At 33.6% G+C, this 17,600-nt stretch carries 19 protein-coding genes, 1 tRNA gene and 1 pseudogene; 14 read left to right on the forward strand and 7 right to left on the reverse strand.

The annotated features are described in order from the left end of the window. The first annotated feature begins 106 nt into the window (after window positions 1-106). From HYY69_00305 to HYY69_00325, 5 genes are read left to right on the forward strand one after another with little or no spacing between them, the layout of a single operon-like run. On the forward strand, window positions 107-661 hold the full coding sequence (locus HYY69_00305; protein MBI3031892.1) for a hypothetical protein: 555 nt from the start codon (window positions 107-109) through the stop codon (window positions 659-661). 9 nt (window positions 662-670) lie between these two features. Next, window positions 671-943 carry a hypothetical protein gene (locus HYY69_00310; protein MBI3031893.1) on the forward strand — a complete coding sequence of 91 codons (273 nt, stop codon included), beginning with the start codon at window positions 671-673 and terminating at the stop codon, window positions 941-943. Between the two features lie 39 nt (window positions 944-982). Beyond that, window positions 983-1,789: a hypothetical protein gene (locus tag HYY69_00315; GenBank protein MBI3031894.1), complete on the forward strand. Its 807-nt coding sequence runs from the start codon at window positions 983-985 to the stop codon at window positions 1,787-1,789. Between the two features lie 12 nt (window positions 1,790-1,801). Further along, window positions 1,802-2,374 (forward strand): hypothetical protein, encoded by a 573-nt coding sequence (locus HYY69_00320; protein MBI3031895.1) that lies wholly within the window; start codon window positions 1,802-1,804, stop codon window positions 2,372-2,374. A 46-nt stretch (window positions 2,375-2,420) separates the two neighbouring features. Beyond that, the gene (locus tag HYY69_00325; GenBank protein ID MBI3031896.1) at window positions 2,421-4,838 is read left to right on the forward strand and encodes a hypothetical protein; all 2,418 of its coding nucleotides are present in this window, start codon (window positions 2,421-2,423) and stop codon (window positions 4,836-4,838) included. Window positions 4,839-4,869: 31 nt separating this feature from the next. Here HYY69_00325 and HYY69_00330 read toward each other — a convergent pair whose 3' ends face one another. Further along, window positions 4,870-5,637: a triose-phosphate isomerase gene (locus tag HYY69_00330; GenBank protein ID MBI3031897.1), complete on the reverse strand. Its 768-nt coding sequence runs from the start codon at window positions 5,635-5,637 to the stop codon at window positions 4,870-4,872. A 208-nt stretch (window positions 5,638-5,845) separates the two neighbouring features. Continuing rightward, window positions 5,846-6,598, reverse strand: coding sequence for an RluA family pseudouridine synthase (locus HYY69_00335; GenBank protein MBI3031898.1), 753 nt, complete (start codon window positions 6,596-6,598; stop codon window positions 5,846-5,848). Between the two features lie 261 nt (window positions 6,599-6,859). Here HYY69_00335 and HYY69_00340 point away from each other — a divergent pair, with 261 nt between their 5' ends. From HYY69_00340 to HYY69_00380, 9 genes and pseudogenes are all read left to right on the forward strand, one after another. Further along, window positions 6,860-7,213 (forward strand): peptidyl-tRNA hydrolase, encoded by a 354-nt coding sequence (locus tag HYY69_00340; protein MBI3031899.1) that lies wholly within the window; start codon window positions 6,860-6,862, stop codon window positions 7,211-7,213. Window positions 7,214-7,355: 142 nt separating this feature from the next. Then, window positions 7,356-8,024 carry a hypothetical protein gene (locus tag HYY69_00345; GenBank protein ID MBI3031900.1) on the forward strand — a complete coding sequence of 223 codons (669 nt, stop codon included), beginning with the start codon at window positions 7,356-7,358 and terminating at the stop codon, window positions 8,022-8,024. Window positions 8,025-8,105: 81 nt separating this feature from the next. Continuing rightward, a complete protein-coding gene (locus HYY69_00350) occupies window positions 8,106-8,792 on the forward strand; it encodes a hypothetical protein (GenBank protein ID MBI3031901.1) in 687 nt (228 codons plus the stop codon). Between the two features lie 48 nt (window positions 8,793-8,840). After that, window positions 8,841-9,431 (forward strand): Kae1-associated serine/threonine protein kinase, encoded by a 591-nt coding sequence (locus tag HYY69_00355; protein MBI3031902.1) that lies wholly within the window; start codon window positions 8,841-8,843, stop codon window positions 9,429-9,431. Window positions 9,432-9,815: 384 nt separating this feature from the next. Further along, window positions 9,816-10,913 (forward strand): bifunctional diaminohydroxyphosphoribosylaminopyrimidine deaminase/5-amino-6-(5-phosphoribosylamino)uracil reductase RibD, encoded by a 1,098-nt coding sequence (gene ribD, locus HYY69_00360; GenBank protein MBI3031903.1) that lies wholly within the window; start codon window positions 9,816-9,818, stop codon window positions 10,911-10,913. Between the two features lie 37 nt (window positions 10,914-10,950). Beyond that, complete coding sequence (locus HYY69_00365; protein MBI3031904.1) at window positions 10,951-11,340, forward strand: hypothetical protein; 390 nt, start codon at window positions 10,951-10,953, stop codon at window positions 11,338-11,340. Window positions 11,341-11,430: 90 nt separating this feature from the next. Then, window positions 11,431-12,724, forward strand: a pseudogene (gene purB, locus HYY69_00370) (adenylosuccinate lyase). Window positions 12,725-12,914: 190 nt separating this feature from the next. Then, window positions 12,915-14,039 (forward strand): cysteine desulfurase, encoded by a 1,125-nt coding sequence (locus HYY69_00375; GenBank protein MBI3031905.1) that lies wholly within the window; start codon window positions 12,915-12,917, stop codon window positions 14,037-14,039. Between the two features lie 58 nt (window positions 14,040-14,097). Next, on the forward strand, window positions 14,098-14,862 hold the full coding sequence (locus HYY69_00380; protein MBI3031906.1) for a radical SAM protein: 765 nt from the start codon (window positions 14,098-14,100) through the stop codon (window positions 14,860-14,862). 428 nt (window positions 14,863-15,290) lie between these two features. Here the strand turns inward: HYY69_00380 and HYY69_00385 are convergent. From HYY69_00385 to HYY69_00405, 5 genes are all read right to left on the reverse strand, one after another. Continuing rightward, window positions 15,291-15,362 (reverse strand) — tRNA-Thr (locus HYY69_00385). Between the two features lie 44 nt (window positions 15,363-15,406). After that, window positions 15,407-16,084 (reverse strand): hypothetical protein, encoded by a 678-nt coding sequence (locus tag HYY69_00390; GenBank protein MBI3031907.1) that lies wholly within the window; start codon window positions 16,082-16,084, stop codon window positions 15,407-15,409. Window positions 16,085-16,097: 13 nt separating this feature from the next. After that, window positions 16,098-16,664, reverse strand: coding sequence for a hypothetical protein (locus HYY69_00395; GenBank protein MBI3031908.1), 567 nt, complete (start codon window positions 16,662-16,664; stop codon window positions 16,098-16,100). Window positions 16,665-16,861: 197 nt separating this feature from the next. Then, complete coding sequence (locus HYY69_00400; GenBank protein ID MBI3031909.1) at window positions 16,862-17,368, reverse strand: hypothetical protein; 507 nt, start codon at window positions 17,366-17,368, stop codon at window positions 16,862-16,864. Window positions 17,369-17,428: 60 nt separating this feature from the next. Further along, window positions 17,429-17,584 (reverse strand): hypothetical protein, encoded by a 156-nt coding sequence (locus tag HYY69_00405; protein ID MBI3031910.1) that lies wholly within the window; start codon window positions 17,582-17,584, stop codon window positions 17,429-17,431. Between the last annotated feature and the right edge of the window lie 16 nt (window positions 17,585-17,600).

Genomic DNA, 17,600 nt, shown 5'->3' on the forward strand with positions numbered 1-17,600 from the left:
ATAATCTTTGCGGTATATTGTACTACTTCATAACGTTGAAGTAGTACATTTTCGAAATCTTTATAAATATCATTATACAGAAAATATTGAGAAAGAGGTGTCATAAGTGGTAGCTAAAAGCCAATTAAGAATTCGCGGTCCTTTTAAACGAGCAAGTTTGAATCTTTCAGTTGATGCAATTGTAATATTTGTATTAGCATTTTCTATGATGGGTGTTGGATTGTTTATTACAAAGTTAATCAGAGAAAAATCCACTCCCTTATTAGAAGAAGCATTTGATATTAATCTGTTAGAAAAACAGCCAACATCGCAAGATCCAATCTCAATTCAGAATGAGTTAACATTGAAAAAAGGCAAAGACTCTACAGTATTGATTGGCTTTTACAATGTTCATACACAATCAGTTGTAAATGTAGTTCCTTTAATCTCGAGCTGTGTTGATGATGAAGGTGGTGTAGTTACTGGTTTGCCTGTTTTTTTTGCATTACCGCAAACAGTTGAAGGGAGCAAAGCAGTTGCGTATAAAGCAATACTTAAGGAAAAAAAGGGAACTAACCTAGCAGCAAGAAAATATATTTGTCTTGTTGAAATAAACGCACCAACAGCACCAGTAACTCCAGCATATGCTTCAAAGCAAGTGTATTTGAATTTAATTTCATAGGTGATACTCATGGTAAAGAAAAAATCAAATAATGTACAAATGCCTGCTTTAAGATCAAAATCAGGCAAAAAGAAATTAAGTGAAGAGCAGGAATTCAGAATCATGCTCCTTGTTTTAGACAAATTCCTTTGGTTAGGATTTGGTATTATGGCAGTAGGGTTGTTTATGATAGTTACTGGCGCTCAAGACCTTTATAGAGGAATTTCATTTATGGTTGCAGGAGCAGTATTATTAGTGATATTCATGCTGTTAATTGTTAAAGAATATGAAATTGTTAAGTAATAAGATAATATTTATATAATCACTTGTATTTATTTATTTATGCTTAACCATTTTGGATGGAAAAAGACATTATTAATAACCATACTTATTGCAGCTATTCTTGTTATTGCAAGCTGTTCTAAAGTAGAATGCAGAAAAGACACACAATGCGTTCAAAAAGCATGCCAAACTGCAGTATGTTCAAATAATGTTTGTAAATACACTCCTGTCCCTAACTGCTGTGGCAATTTGCAATGCGAAGCAGGAGAAACACGTTGTTCTTGTGAAGTAGATTGCAAACCAGCTTGTAAAGGAGATGTTATTCTCGAACAAATGCAATCAAAGAACAAAACATCTGAATATTTGCAATATGCTTGCAATGAAAAAACTCAAAATTGTGAAGTGCAGGTAAAAAAAGAAAAAGTAAAACCTATTACGTTGATCAATTCATGGCAGCAGCCAAATCTCCGTTTAGATATGGAATTAAAATACAAACAACCGTTTGATGTGGCAAAAGATGAAGTTCAGGTTAAAATATCACTGCAAGATGCTGATGCTAAAGTGAAATTACCTTTAGTGATATCTAAAGTGCAAATTATTTCAGGCCAAGAGTTGTTAGGAAGTAAAAATCTCAATGAAAAACTCAATAGTATTGGCGCTTCTACCATGGTTTCTATTCCTATTATAGCTCAGCTTAATACTTGGGAAGAGAAGCGTGCCATTAAAGTAAAAGTAGATTATGATGCTCTTGTTTTTAAAACTGAAGAAATTATTGAACAATCTCGAAATAATGTTGAAAAACAATTCTCTGGTCAAATAATATTTGTTAAAACAGGAGAAGATGAATCTGAATCGAGCAGTAAATAATGTAAATAAACTATGGTAAAAAATATCGGAATTAAGCAAAAAAGAGCTGTTGAATTGTCAGTGAATTTCATTGTTATGTTGATATTAGGTTTAGCGATCTTCTCGGTGGGGATGTACATTGCAACACAAGTTTTCTTCAAAGCTCGTGACCAGGCAAAAATATTAGATGATGATATTAAATACGCGATAGAAAATGATTTGCGCGATAGTTCTGAAGAAGTGACGATTGGTTTGATCAGGAGATCAGTTGAACGGGCAGGCAATGATGTTTTTGGTGTTGGGATTGCAAATCGTGATGAAGCAGAGACTACTTACAAGATTGATGTTTCTTTTGCAGTTTATGAGAAAGAGGAAGGCAGCGGGAGCAATGATCAAACATATAACAGAATTATTTTCCCTACTAAAAATTCAGCAGAATTAAATCAAATAACTATAAAACCACATGAAATTAAGATTATGAATCTGCCGTTTACCGTTCCTAAAGATACTCCTTCAGGGAGTTATGTATATAATGTAAGAGTTCTTAAAAAACTCGATACTACGCAGGTAGGAAAATTGCAGAAGATATATATAGATGTAAATTGATGAAATTGTAACTCTATTATTATGTTAGCAAAAAGAGGTCCATACATTGTATAAAAATATGAATCTAGGGTTTATTTTTTTAGTTGTAATTAGTTTATTTGTTGTTAGTATATCAAATTTACCTCTGTCAGTGAATTCTTTTGAAGGAACAGGTTTAGTTATAGGTATGTCTTGCAAGGCAAATGCAGATTGTAGAAATGTTAATGAAGTGTGTTATAGTAATATGTGTATTAATAGAGCGTGGATTACAAAGTTAGATAAAATGTCTGCTGAGAAAAAACAGAAAATACTGGAACAGTTTAAAGCAAAATATGAAAAATCTCAAACACAGCCTGCTTCTAATTCTCAACCAACACCAGTTCAAGAGCAATCAGTTGAGAAGGAAAAAGAATCAGGTAAAATCTCATCATTATGTGGTAATGGTATTGTAGAACAAGATGAAGTATGTGACGATGGTAATGATGATGATACTGATCAATGCAGATTTAATTGTTCTTTATTTATCAAATCTACAGTATCACCTTATGTTATGTGTACTAAAGATGTTATTTTGAAAGTTTTTGATGCAAATAAAATTCCTTTAAATAAAGCAATTGTTTCTATTTATAATTATGAAAATACAATGTCTGCTACATCAGGTTCACAACCAATTCATTTTCCTTGGGATCAATATCCAGAAACTCTGTTAATGGTGAAAGGAAAAACTAGTGAATCTGGCGAGTTTAAGATCGAAAATGAATGGTTAACTAACACAAAAATGTATGCTTTTGTTGTTGAAAAGAAGGGATTTCTTCCATCATTTGTTGATGAAAAACAATGTTTTACCAATTATAAATATGACTTTTTTCTTCAAACTCCTCCAAGTCAGTTTTTAACTATTGATCAGAAACAAAATGTACTTCCAGTAACTGTGATGATTACTAACACACACATTTCTAACTTAGAGGTAAGTGGTAGAGAAATAATGTTTCCTTATATTCCCTCAGTTCGAGAAGATCTTTCTAATAATTTACAAAGCGTTGATATAACTTTAAATATTTTTCAAGTGAAAACGACATTGTATCCCAATCAGAAAGAAACTATGTTTTTACAGAAGAAAAGTAGTAATGTTAAGTTAAATCAACTTAATGTCTTTATGTATACTCTTCCCGAAGGAATCTATTATTCGTTTTTTAGTTTCAAATTAAACTATAAGGATGGTAGTAAAAAAGAATTTAATTATTATCCAAATCATGCAACATGGGGAACTATTATTGAAAAACCATCATTTGTAGATCAGAAGCTTCTAACTCAAAGTATAGAATATATAAGCTCAGTTAGAGTTTATCCTCAACAGAATGAAGAAAAGTTTGTAAGTCTTATGGGAGAGAATACTGGGGGCAATACAAAATTAAATATTGTTTTTTTAAATGTAGGTTTTGATAAAGAACTATTTAAATCTATAGTTAATCATTTGATCTATTCTAATAAAGGATTTACCAACGTAGAACCATATATGTCCAATAAAGATAAGCTAAACTTTTGGTATTATCCGGATATACTCTCTTATGATGAAGCATCATGGCCAGTTAGTGAAAATACTAAAATAATCGCTCAGCTTGTGCCACTTACGAAAACCCAGAAAATATATCTCAGTCATGATATTAAAGGTAAAACTTTCTTCATTGCATTAGTTAATGATGATCAAATTATTAGTGATACAATAGCTGGAGCTGGAAAGTGTAAATTTGAGAAAGGAACTCAAGTTGCTATAAATAAAAATATGTTACTACAATGCTTAAGTGGAAAAGATATGTCACAATGCTTTGATCAATTTGATTTGGCTAGAGTTTTTAATCATGAGATGGGTCATGAGATAGGAATCTTAGGAGAAGAGTATGTAGACAATAATAAACTATTTGACATCAATTCTTTTGTTAGTAACCAAAAATATCTTTATAATAATTATAAGTCAAATACCTTTTTTATCGAAGGTTTGGATCCAACAGAATATTGTTTTACTTCACTATTTACAGGTGGAAAAATTCCTTATAACTATATTGGAAATGAAGTGATATGTTCATCTCAATTTAAAGTTCTTAATTGTACTCAAAGCCAATGGGGTGATCTTATAGGTAATGGTTGTGGATCAGATGGATTAGTTGATTGTGGAAAAGATGATCCTAATTATTATTGGGAAGTCGGATGTTACTCAGGTGGTGGGATGTCTGGGGGGAAAAATACAGGGTCAAATCTTCTCAAGCCAACACGCTTTTCTATAATGCATTTAGGAGGAAAGTTTAATTATGCACTTGAAAAGAGTCCTACTTCAAGGGTTTATGGTGTTGCAAATGAACGCTCTATCTGCCGCGCAATAAAAACATATACTGGTTCAGCAGGTGGAGTCTGCAATGAACTATGTATAGATGGCTGTAAACAAGGTGAACGTTGTATACAGGGAACATGTCAAGCTGTTAAAACTTAAATTTATTGGAGGTATAATCTAATAAAATTCATTAGCAATTCCTTATCATACTAATAAACGAATCAACTTCCAATGATGCATTCCCTGGAAGAACACCGTCAACATCTTGAAGAATAAGAATTTCTCGAATATTGTCTGGTTTGACGCTGCCGCCGTAAATAATATACATTTGTTCAACAACACGTTGATGATATAACTGAAGCAAGCTGGCTCGTATAAATGCATGCATTTCTTCTATTTCAAGCAATCCTGCTGGTTGTTTTTTTTGATCGCCTTTGCTAATCGCCCACAAAGGTTCATACGCAATCACGATATTCTTTGCTTGTTTCTGATCAACATTTTTCAAACATTGTTTTAGTTGTCGAAGCACAAAATCTTTGTACTCATCTTCTTTTCGTTGTTTTACGTCTTCTCCAATGCATAAAACAGGAGTAAATCCCTGTTGTAATGCGGTAAGAAGTTTTTTATTGACCATTTCATTAGTTTCTCCAAGTTCACGTCTTTCAGAATGACCAATAAGAACATATTTTACCTTAAATTCTTTTAACATTAAGGGGGAGACTTCACCAGTAAACGCGCCTTTAGCTTCATAAAAAATATCTTGAGCGCCAAGTTCAAGAATATCACGCTTTAATACGTTGTTTACTTCGCTTAATGCAGTAAATGAAGGGCATATAACAAGATTAAAATATTCAATATGCTTGATCTTCTTCTGAAATTCTTTGACAAATGCAACTGATTCAGCAGCAGTTTTATTCATTTTCCAATTACCAATAATCAAGGGATCTTTGGTTGACATACCTATTTCAAAGCATATGTTCTTTTTAAGCTTTTTGGATGAAAGGCACAATCCAATTTGTAAGTGATATTGCGAAAAGTGCCACCATCTTTTTTGCGAGGCTCTTCTTATCTTTCATCGAGTGTTATCCGAGGTTCCAGAGAGGATAGCACAATCGATAACTGCATCTTAAGCCGAGCCGATGGTTGCCGAAAGCATTTTCGCAATATCACTCGTTTTTTGGATTGTGCCGAATGAAACCGATTATGTTTTTACCTTTTTCATCGAGAAATCCTAAGAAATCTTCAGGTAACGGCGCAGTAAATGCATATTTTTCATTCCCAAAAGTAAATGAGACTTTAAAACTATGAAGCAGCATCCGCGGTGATTTAATTCTGGTTAAATGTTCTGGCAGTAACTGATGTTCATGGGTTGTATAATACTTAAACACGCGGTCAGCAATGTAAATCTTATCTCCAACAATAGGATGTTTAATTGAAGCAAGATGCACCCTAATCTGATGTTGTCTTCCAGTTAAGGGTTTACAGAGAACAAGTGTATATTTTTTCCCCTCTTTAATGAACGTATGCAAAGGTGTTATTCCAGTAATACTTTCTTTTCCTTGAGGACTTATCTTAACCTTCCACTTAATATGGGTGCCTCGTTTTTCAGCAAGCGGTTGATTAATAGTTATCGGTTTAGTAAGTACGCCAAATACAATGGCAAGATATTCCTTGTTAAAACCTCGTTCAGACATTTTATGGTAGAGTACTTTTGCTGTTTGCGTTAATTTTGCACATACTATTATTCCAGAAGTATCAAAATCAAGCCTATTAATAAGATGAATTTGTTGATAATGTCCTTGTTGTTTAAGAACATCGAGCAAAGAATTATCCTCATATACACCTCCTGGATGGCTTGCTATTTGTGGAGGTTTATTAACAATAAGAAGATGTTCATCTTCGTAGATAATGGGTATCATATGATGGAAGAATAAGCATACGATTAAAAAAGGTTATGAGAAAAAAGGCTTCATCCAAAAATAAGGTTAGCACCCTCAGGTCGAAACTCTTTGAAATATTCATGAAAAGAGGTCGGAGGGTAGGCTCCTTCGGAGCACGACCGTTTAAGCGAAGATAATAAGCGAAGTTTCGAAGGTGCTAACCTGGCGGCAGCCATTTTTTGGATGAAGCCGAGAAAAAATACAAAACATTATATATCTCTATTTTCTCAACACTATGTTATGGAATTAAAACAAGTTATCTTAGTACGTGAGGATCTTAAATTACCTAAAGGCAAATTAGCTGCGCAAGTTGCTCATGCTGCAGTAGATGCGGCATTGAAATTGCAGAAAAAAGATGAATCCTTATTAAAGAGATGGTATAATTCAGGGATGAAAAAGATTGTTCTTAAAGTAACAGATGAAAAAGAGTTGTATAAATATATTCAAATAGCTAAAGATCAAGGTATCATTACTTCTATTATTACAGACGCAGGGCATACGGTTGTTAAACCAGGTACTGTTACTTGTGGAGCCATTGGGCCAGCTGAGGAAGAGCAAATAGATGCGATTACGAGTAAATTGAAGATGATGTAGTTTAGTCACCATTGCGTAATACTAACGAAAGTTTAAATAGTAGTACTTCCAAAAATAAAATTTGTGGGGTATGGGGAATAAGTATCACACAAAGACTTTAGTTTAGAAAACATATTCCTTAAGGGAAAGAGGGGTGATTTTTTTGACACTAGAACAATTAGGTGCTTCAATAGCACAGCCATTACAAGAGGTATTAAGTAATTTCTTACAATTTGTGCCTGGATTGATAGGGGCATTTGTAGTTTTAGTTGTAGGATATCTTGTAGGATGGGTAGTTTATTTTGTTTTGAATCGATTTTTTACCGCAGTGAAGCTTGATGAGATGCTCATTAAGAAAACAAATCTTTCAAAACGCGTTGGTGACTTAAAATTTGGTCATATTCTTGCAGTTGTTTCGAAATGGTATGTATTTATCCTTTTCTTGACACCAGCAGCAAGTCTTATTAATCTTGAGACAATGTCTGAATTTTTAATTATGGTATCATTTTGGATTCCAAATTTAATCGCAGGTGTATTAATTGCGTTGATTGGTTTAGTAGCAGGTGATTACACCTATTCAAGAATTGTGGAAACAAGAGCAAAAGATGCTGAACTTGTTGCAAAAATTGCACAATGGGTAATCATAATATTTGTCTTCCTCATTGCGCTTGAGCAAGTTGGTTTAAGCATTTCAGTTGCAAGAAACACCTTCCTTGTTGTGCTCGCAGGATTAATGTTAGGTGTTGGTATTGCAGTTGGTATCTCATTCGGAGATGCAATGAAAGAACCAGCAGGAACCTTTATGCGCAAGCACTTTAAAGGAAGAAGATAAACGAAATTATTTTTTCTTTTTGATTTTTTCAATTTTGTTCTCCAAAACATTTATAAATCATCAGTAAATTCATGAAGTAATATGGCTAAAGCAACTAAAACACAAACACGTGTAGCAAATTGGAAGAAGAAGAAGTTAATTCCTATTTATACCGATAACACTTTTAATAATTTCTTGCTTGGAGAAACTATGGTTGAAACTCCTCAGGCATTAGTGGGAAGATGCATTTCTACAAATTTGATGTTATTAACTGGTGATATGAAGAAACAAAACGTTAACCTTAAATTCAAAGTTACGCGCGCTGAAAACAACAGAGCAATTGCTGAGCCTCTTGGTTATTATACTTCTTTTGCTTCAATAAAGCGTATGGTAAGGCGCGGCCGTGATAGAATAGATCTTTCATTCGTGGGTAAAACTGCAGATCATAAATCTGTTCGTATAAAACCAATACTGATTACAAAATCATCAACAACAAGGGCAGTATTAACCTCATTACGGAAAAACTGCTTAGTATTAGTCACTAATTTTCTTAAAGAAACAAAATATGCTGATACGTTTGTTCATGTTATGAGCAATCGCCTTCAAAAATATTTAAATGATAGCCTTAAACGAATTTACCCTCTGCGAACTGTTGAAATTCGTGTTCTTGAGTTAGAAAAAGTAAAAGGCGCAGCAAAAGTTTCTGAAGCAATTAAAGAAATTCAGCCAGAACAGCCTTTAGAAGAAGCTGCAGAAGTAACGCAGCCAGAAGAAGCAGTTTCAGAATAGATCAAGGCAACAATAAGGTATATAAATCTCATTACTATTTTTAGAAATATGAAACTCATCATGCATGGTGCGGAAGCTAAGATTTATAGAGATAAAAATAAAATAATTAAGATCAGAGCTGAGAAAAAATACCGTTGCAGGGAATTAGATGAATCATTGCGTAAACATCGCACAAGAAAAGAAGTGAAAATATTAGAAAAGATCGCAAAACTGAAGCTTGCTCCGAAATGTATATCATATAACGATGTTGATACTGTTGAAATGGAATTTGTTGAAGGAAAAAAACTCTCAGAACATCTTGAAAGACTCAAGTATAAACAGGTTTGTTTTATCCTTGGTCAAAAAATACGGCAGCTTCATGATCTTGAAATTATACATGGTGATTTAACAACAAGCAATTTAATATATGATGATCAAGAACATAAACTTTATTGCATTGATTTTGGTCTAAGCTATACTTCTACAAAGGACGAAGATAAAGCAGTTGATTTGCATGTATTGCATGAAGCACTGGTCAGTAAGCATTATAGCATTGCTGATAGGGCATTTAAAGAAGTCTTACAAGGGTATGATTCTAAAAAGGTTGAAAAAAAGTTAGTGTTAGTAGAATTACGAGGACGAAATAAACAGAAATCATAGGTATGTAATAAGTCTTCTTCGGTTGTAGCGCCGGTTCAGCTTTTGAAGTGTATATCAATTGGATTTTTCTCTCTGGCACTCCGAAAAATCCTCGATAGTTACTAAGAAGAGCTTCACAAAATAGGCGCTAAAACCCCAGACTTATTACGTACGATCATAGCGGCTTCGGTGAAAATGTAGTTTTTGGTGCCATGCTGGTGATTATCTTTCAAATTAATGAACGAGAAAAAAGGAAATTCCAATAGGAATTTTTTCCTTCTTATAAATAAGCGGGATAATCACGGCACCAAAACCGAGGCTATGCCGAGATTTTCACCGAAGCCGATCATAGCATTAACTATATAAACCACCTTATTAATATCTACAGATAGGTAGGGGTTGTATATGAGTTTAGCACAAGATAAGAATTACATGCAACAAGCACTAGAACTTGCTCTTCGAGGCAATACGCTTCCTAATCCTTTTGTTGGCTGTGTTATTGTCAAGAATAATAAAGTCATTGCAACAGGTTATCATCGAAAGCCTGGTGAAGATCATGCTGAAATTAATGCACTATCTAAAATTAGCCTAAAAAAGGCAAAAGGTTCTACTATTTATTTGACGCTTGAACCATGCTGTCATTACGGCAAAACACCACCCTGCATTGACAACATACTTGCAGCAAAACCAAAACGTGTAGTTATTGGTATGAAAGATCCATTTCTCTTAGTTAATGGAAAAAGCATTGCTAAAATTAAAAAAGCTGGCATTGCCGTGAGTGTCGGTGTTTTAGAACATGAAATTAAAAAAGTAAACCGGGAATACATAAAATATATTACCAAAAAAGAGCCGTATGTATATTTAAAATCTGCGATTACAAAGGATGGAAAAATTACTTGGGCAGATGGTAAAAATAAACAAATTTCTGGAGAAGACGCGCGTATTTTTGTTCATAAGTTAAGAAACAGAGTTAATGCAATTCTCGTGGGAATTAATACAATACTTCATGATAATCCACGTTTAACAACCCGGCTTCCTGAAGCTGAGAAACATAAACGTATCAAACAGCGAGGAATGGATCCATTAAGGATTGTCCTCGACAGCACCCTGCGTATTCCTCTTAATGCAAGAGTTCTTAATAATAATCAAGTTATTATTGTCACGACAAGGAAAGGTTATGAAACAAGAAAAGCGCGATTGCTTGAAAAAAAAATCAAACGTTTTATCGTTTTCAAAGACCACATTAACTTAAGAGTTTTGATGAAGATACTCGCAAAAGAAGAGCAAGTTGCAAGCATCTTGCTTGAAGGAGGAATGATTCTTAATACTTCAGCGATTAATAGCAAAATAGTTGATAAATTAGTTCTGATTATTGGGGACTTTAAAGTAGGTAATGGTATGACCTTATTTAAAAAACAAGTCAAAAAATTTAAGTTGACTGATATCAAATCAAACCTTGCAGGCAATGACCTCATTGTAGTAGGTAAAGTTAAGTATATTTGATTACAGGGCAAACTCGAACTAAATAACAGGTGAAAATGTGGGATTAACTGAACCGGAAAATATGGATGATTTATTGTATTTCACGAATAGAGGAATTAAAGAAGGCAAAGTAAAAGCATGGGTTTATAAAAAGCTCTGCCCTCAATGCAAAAAAGAAAAAATGGGAAAACCTGTTGGTGATGAAGGTAATATTAAAATCAGAGCAAAAGAATATCAATGTCCTGGTTGCAAATATACTGAAGAAAAGAAAGAACATGAAGAATCATTAAATTTAGAGGCAAAGTATACTTGTCCTGATTGCATGAAACAAGGCGAGGGCGCAACATTATACAAGAGGAAGAAATTTCAAGGTGCAGATGCCTATGTTGTTGAATGCCAGCATTGCAAAGCTAAAATTCCAATAACTAAAAAATTAAAGGGTGTTTAAGAAGTACGTGGAAAGCTTAGAGCACTCCTCTAAGCTTTCCACGTACCATAGCTAACAATCTTTATATATACTACCCATAATACTGGTTCTATGAATCCATTGCAAACAATTTCTCCATTAGGCGGAAGATATTATGATAAAACTGAATTGTTAGTTCCTTTCTTTAGCGAACAGGCATTCTTTAAGTATAGAATTCTTGTTGAAACTGCCTACTTAGTAGCTCTATCTGAAGTAGAAGGATTTTGCTTGAGAAAATTTACTGATGAAGAAAAAGATTTTTTGAACAATCTTTCGAAACTTTCGCTGGAAGATACTGAAATTATTAAAGAGATTGAAACAAAAGGATATCAAGACATCCCTCCAACAAATCACGATGTTAAAGCAATTGAATATTTTATTAAACTGAGATTAGAAGCAACGTCACTTCATGACTGCAAAGCATTTGTTCATTTTGAAAGTAGATCAGCTTATTCTGCTCATTAATTCTTTCGCAAAAAATTACCAGGATGTTCCTATGCTTGCAAGAACCCATGGACAACCTGCATCCCCAACAACAGTCGGCAAAGAGTTTCTTGTATTTAATAGCCGGCTTAAAAGGCAATTAGAATACTTAAAATCCCATAAAATAACAGGAAAATTAAATGGCGCTACTGGCAATTATAATGCGCAGGTTGCTGCATTTCCATCTATTGATTGGATTAAATTTTCAGAGCAGTTTATTTCTTCATTAGGAATTGAACCAAATCTAATTACAACACAAGTTGAGCCGAAAGATAGTTATGCTGAAGTATTTGATTGTTTACGAAGGATAAATGTTATTCTCCTTGATTTTTCACAAGATATGTGGCGTTATATCAGTGACAACTGGTTTATTCAAAAACCAGTAGCTGGAGAGATTGGGAGTTCAACGATGCCGCATAAAATAAATCCTATTGATTTTGAAAATGCAGAAGGCAATCTAGGATTAGCAAATGCATTGTTTGATTTTTTTTCTCGAAAATTACCCATTTCAAGATTGCAGCGCGACTTGTCAGATTCCACTGTTTTGAGGAATATAGGGGTTGCTTTTGGCCACTGCTTAGTTGCTTATGAAGCACTGTTTAAAGGGGTATCAAAAATCGAAGTGAATAAAGAAGAATTAGTAAAAGCGTTGCAAGATCATCCTGAAATAATTACTGAGGGAATACAAACGATATTACGAAGAGAAGGCTTAACTACAGCTTACGAACAATTAAAGGAGTTAACAAGAGGGAAAAAAGTGACTTTACAAGAAATTTATTCTTTTGTTGAACAATTAGATTGTTCATTGCGGGTAAAAGAAGATCTAAAGAAAATAAATCCAGCAAATTATGTTGGGATAAGCTTCCGGCTCTGTCCCGAATGAAGTTTTTGGTGCCATGCTGGTGATTATCCTTCCAATTAGTACGTGGGAAAAAAGGAAGTTCCAGTAGGAATTTTTTCCTTCTTATCAATAAGTGGGATAATCACGGCACCAAAACCGAGGCGTTAGCCGAGATTCGGGACAGAGCCTAAACTTCCAATAACTATAAAAAGCCATCAACCATAAATCTACTATGAAATCCTATTATTTCGACTATGCTGCCGCCACCCCTATTTGTAAAGAAGCATTAGAAGAATATAATTATATCAGTGAGAAATTCTTTGCTAACCCATCCAGCAGCCATTATCTTGGAAATCTCGCAAAACAAAAATTGGAAGAATACCGAATGCGAGCTGCAAAGATATTACATTGTTTGCCTGAAGAGATTATTTTTACATCAGGAGGAACAGAAAGTAACTTTATTGCAATTTCTGGTGTTATTAATAATAATTATGATAATCAGAGTGAAATTATTACTTCTCATCTTGAACATCCTTCAATTATAGAAGTTTGTAAACAGAAAACTAAACAGGTAAAGTATGCCACTGTTGACAAAACAGGTATTGTTTCATGTATTGATTTGAAAAAGAAAATTACGCGCAAAACAAAACTTATCACTATTCATTATGCTAATAACGAGCTTGGCTGCATTCAACCATTGTCTAACATTAAAAAAATAAGCAATAATATTATTTTTCACAGTGACGCGTGCCAAGGTGCATTGCTTGAACTCAATGTTAAAAAATTAGGTGTTGATTTATTAACCTTAAATTCTGCAAAATGTTATGGGCCTCGAGGAGTTGGTTTATTGTATAAGAAAGAGAGCATTTCTCTTTCACCGGTTATAGTCGGAGGAGGGCAGGAGTTTGGCTTGCGCTCTGGCACACATAATTTAGCGGGCATTGGAAGCTTTGTTGTTGCGTTAGAAGTAGTGCAAAAACAAAGGAAAAAAATATTGGAAAAATTAACTTTATTAAGAAATTATTTTATAATAAAAATAAAACAGAGTATTGCAAATCTCCTGATTAATCAAACTAAACAATCGAAAAATCAGTTGCCAAGTATTATTAATATCGGTTTTAAAAGTATTGTTGCTGAAGAATTAATTAATTACTTATCTTCTCAGGGAATTGCTATTTCAAAAGGAAGCGCTTGCAGTGCAGGGATTATAACCTTAAGTCACGTGTTACAAGCTATTAATGCTAATCCTGATTATGGATATATCAGGATCTCTTTTGGCAAAGATACGACACAACAAGAAGTGGATTATCTAATTAAATCCTTGATTTTCATCGTAAATAGTTTAAGGAACTGTTGAATAGTGATTGTTTAAGTAAGTACATAAAATTTATAATAAAAACTTCTTTACAAAGAATATGTACCGATTAGATGGACATAGAGCATATTTATCAGTAGGAGGGGAATGTGCATATCGCTGTACCTATTGTTATACACTAGTTCCTAGTTATAATCACCAACGAGCAATAGGTATAACTGATTTAGGTTTAGATCTAAATGAATTAGTTCTTGAACACAGAGTTGAAGTAGTTAAAGTAGGTTGTGACACTGAAGTTTTTGTCAACCCTGCATTTGGTCTTGAAGTGATAAGAAAAATAGCTAAATGGGGAACACATATATCATTTGCTACAAAACAAAATTTATTAGAAGGAACTGTTGAAGAATTAGCTGAAATTTGTGCTGAAATGGAAAGTAGAAAAAAACCTAAAAAACTTATTGCATTTGTATCTTTGCTTGGTCGTGAAATAGCAGATTCTTTTGAAAGGGGAGTTCCGACTTACCAAGACAGAGTTGAAACAGTGAAACGATTGTATGCAGTGGGTATTCCTACGTTTGTTTATATGAAACCTCTGATGCCAACAATACCTACTAAAGCAATAGATAATGTAATAGAAGAAACAACAGGTAATTGTTCTGGTTATGTTGTTGGTTCAGGTGTGTTTTCAAAATCACAACTTAAGATAACACAAGCAACTGATGCAACTCCAATTGCTATTCCTAAATGGTTTTCAAGTGGAACTCAAGGACAATTCTTTAGTGTTATTGATGAACGCATACAATCTTATTTGAGAAGAGCTGGTTTCTTTTCATGTTCAGATCATGCAATAAATTATGTACTTTGACCGTCTCAACGGCTCTGGTGAAAATCTCGGCATAGCCTCGGTTTTATTAAAAATCACTATTTTTAATCCCTGAGATCCTTCGGATTCAGGTGACATCAGTTCGGCTTTTTATTGGTTCATGTTATTGGATTTTTCTCTCTGGCACTCCGAAAAATCCTCACTTATGAAATTAAAGAGCCTCACCAAAAGATGCCAAAAACTACATTTTCACCAGAGCCCGTCTCAACATAAAAATTAAGAAGGTAAATAAGAATCAGCAAGAGCTTTAAATCCTTAAAATAAAAGAATAAATGATTGAAATGATTGAAAAGCCTCTGGCGGGAATTGAAGCCGCGCAGCCTTTTAAAAAAAGCCTGGGGAAAACAAAGCAAGTACGACATTTACTTTGTAAAGTCGTACGAATGAAGAACAAGAATAAATGATTGAAAAGCCTCTGGCGGGAATTGAACCCGCGACCTCTACCTTACCAAGGTAACGCTCTACCACTGAGCCACAGAGGCAAATGATAAGATAAATTAATCATTCATTTTTAAATGTTCTTAATCTATTTCATTGCAATCGTGCTTGGCGCTCTTCTCCCAACTGAAGGGCCTTCTTTAACAGTAAATCCTGCGTTTTTAAGATTATCACGTACCATTCTGGCACAACTATACGTCGTAAGAATACCGCCTTTCTTAAGCAGCTTAAAAATATCTTTAAATAATTCTTCATTCCATAATTCTGGACATTTTTTTGGTGAAAACGGATCAAAAAAACAGATATCAAATGTTTCAAATTCAGAGATGGCTTTAATCTTATCCCGTACATCACCCAACATTACTTTAACACAAACATTTTCTCGCTTGATCTCATAATATTGGTGTTTATTGTTTTCAATTTTATTTTTAATAACTTGTTTAATCAGGTTATAGTGTTTGAAAGAAGGATTAATCTCAAGAATTTTACTTAAAATATCTTCATCAATTTCAAAGCCAACCACTGCAACATTACAAGAAGGATTTTCCAACAAAATAATATCCAGTGCAGCAGCAGAATTATATCCTAAGCCAAAGCAAATATCCAATATCTTAATTGAACCTTTTTTTGCAAGTTCTTTTACTTGAGTTGGTTCGGCAAATTTCTTCAACGCCTCTTCAACAGCGCCAGAAGTGCTATGGTAGGTTTCTTGGCTCTGCTCGTTAAAAAACGTTACACTTCCATCATTAGTTAGCACTTGTTTCATAACAAAACCTTTTTCAAAATCCTTTTCTATTTTTAAGAAATGCAACAAAGTTTTCAGCTAAAACTAGTTCTCCATGTTCGATAACATATCTAAAGGGCAGAATAACCTCTTCCCCATCATCCATCGGAATAACCAGTTCATCAATAAAATTGAACTCTTCAAATTTCATTCCTGATAATATTTTCCAGCTAACATAAACTGCAGTGTTTGTTGACATTTGAACATTGCCAATATTTCTTTTTTCACAGATAAGGTGTTCGCTGAGTTTAGTTTTTGTTCTTTTGTCAGCAGGGTAATTTCCTAGAATGCCACCAAAAATAAAATAATCAAATTTATTTTTATCATCAGGAGATAATGTTTTCTCAGCTAAAGGATCAAGAATGCAGACTTTTTTAAGATTTAAAGCAATGACTGATTTGTTCTCAACAGAACCTAATGGTTTCAATTTTTCAGCTGCTGAACTTCCTTTAATATTAGTAAACATAATATTTTCTTTGCCAACAGTTTTACTGCAATGCGTGTATTCCAATAATGACCAATTATACAATCGTCCGTCTAAGTGTTCAATAATGAATTTCATAAAATTAAAAAATGATGAGGGATTTATAAATTATGTTCATTATGGCTCTGGTGAAAATATAGTTTTTGGCATCTTCTCGTGAGGCTCTTCAAAGTAATGTGTGGGAATTTTTCGGAGTGCCAGAGAGAAAAATCCAATAAAATAAATCCATTAAAAGCCGAACTGATGCCAAAACCGAGGCTATGCCGAGATTTTCATCAGAGCCGTTCATTATAGGTTGGGACAAGAAGTAAAGTATCACGTAATATTCTTATAGGATCAACTAAACTTCCCGGGGAAAATTCTGAAGCAAAAGAAGGATTTTGATCTACCACAGTAAATCTATTATTATTCATTGGTAATATAACCTGCTGCAGAAAATCACCATGTTTATAATCATAAGATATTGATAATTGAGGTACTTTATTAGATACTACTATTTGCACTAATTTTCTGTATTCCATATTTTCTGGTCCAAAAGCAACAAAGCAAGTGTAACTGCCATCATCATTTAGCTGAATTTTTCTTGAATTGCAAGCAGCGGTCTTTTTAATATAATGATACAATCGTTGGGCATAAAAATTAATTTGCTCCTCTCTTGACATAAATTCATAGGGAGACGGATCAGGGTCAATGATAAAATCAATGCAGCCTGGCTGAAACAATAATCCGAAACCTAAAGCAGCTTGTACCGTCAATTTTCTTATAATGGAGGTTAATTCCATCACTTAAAGAAAAAAAGGCCGATTTAAATAAATGATCAAAATTTAATCATTTAATCACATTTAATCATAATCAGTCATATATTCTTCTAACTCATATTTGTTAAAATGAGTTCTATTCATTATTTCTCTGAGGCTTTTTTCTTTATCCTTATCAACGCTTTTCTTTGCCTGTATCTGATGTACTTCTTCTACTTCTTCAAACATTTCTTCATGCATCTTAGTCACCATATAG

Source organism: Candidatus Woesearchaeota archaeon (assembly GCA_016192995.1).
Lineage (GTDB): Archaea > Nanobdellota > Nanobdellia > Woesearchaeales > DSVV01 > JACPTB01.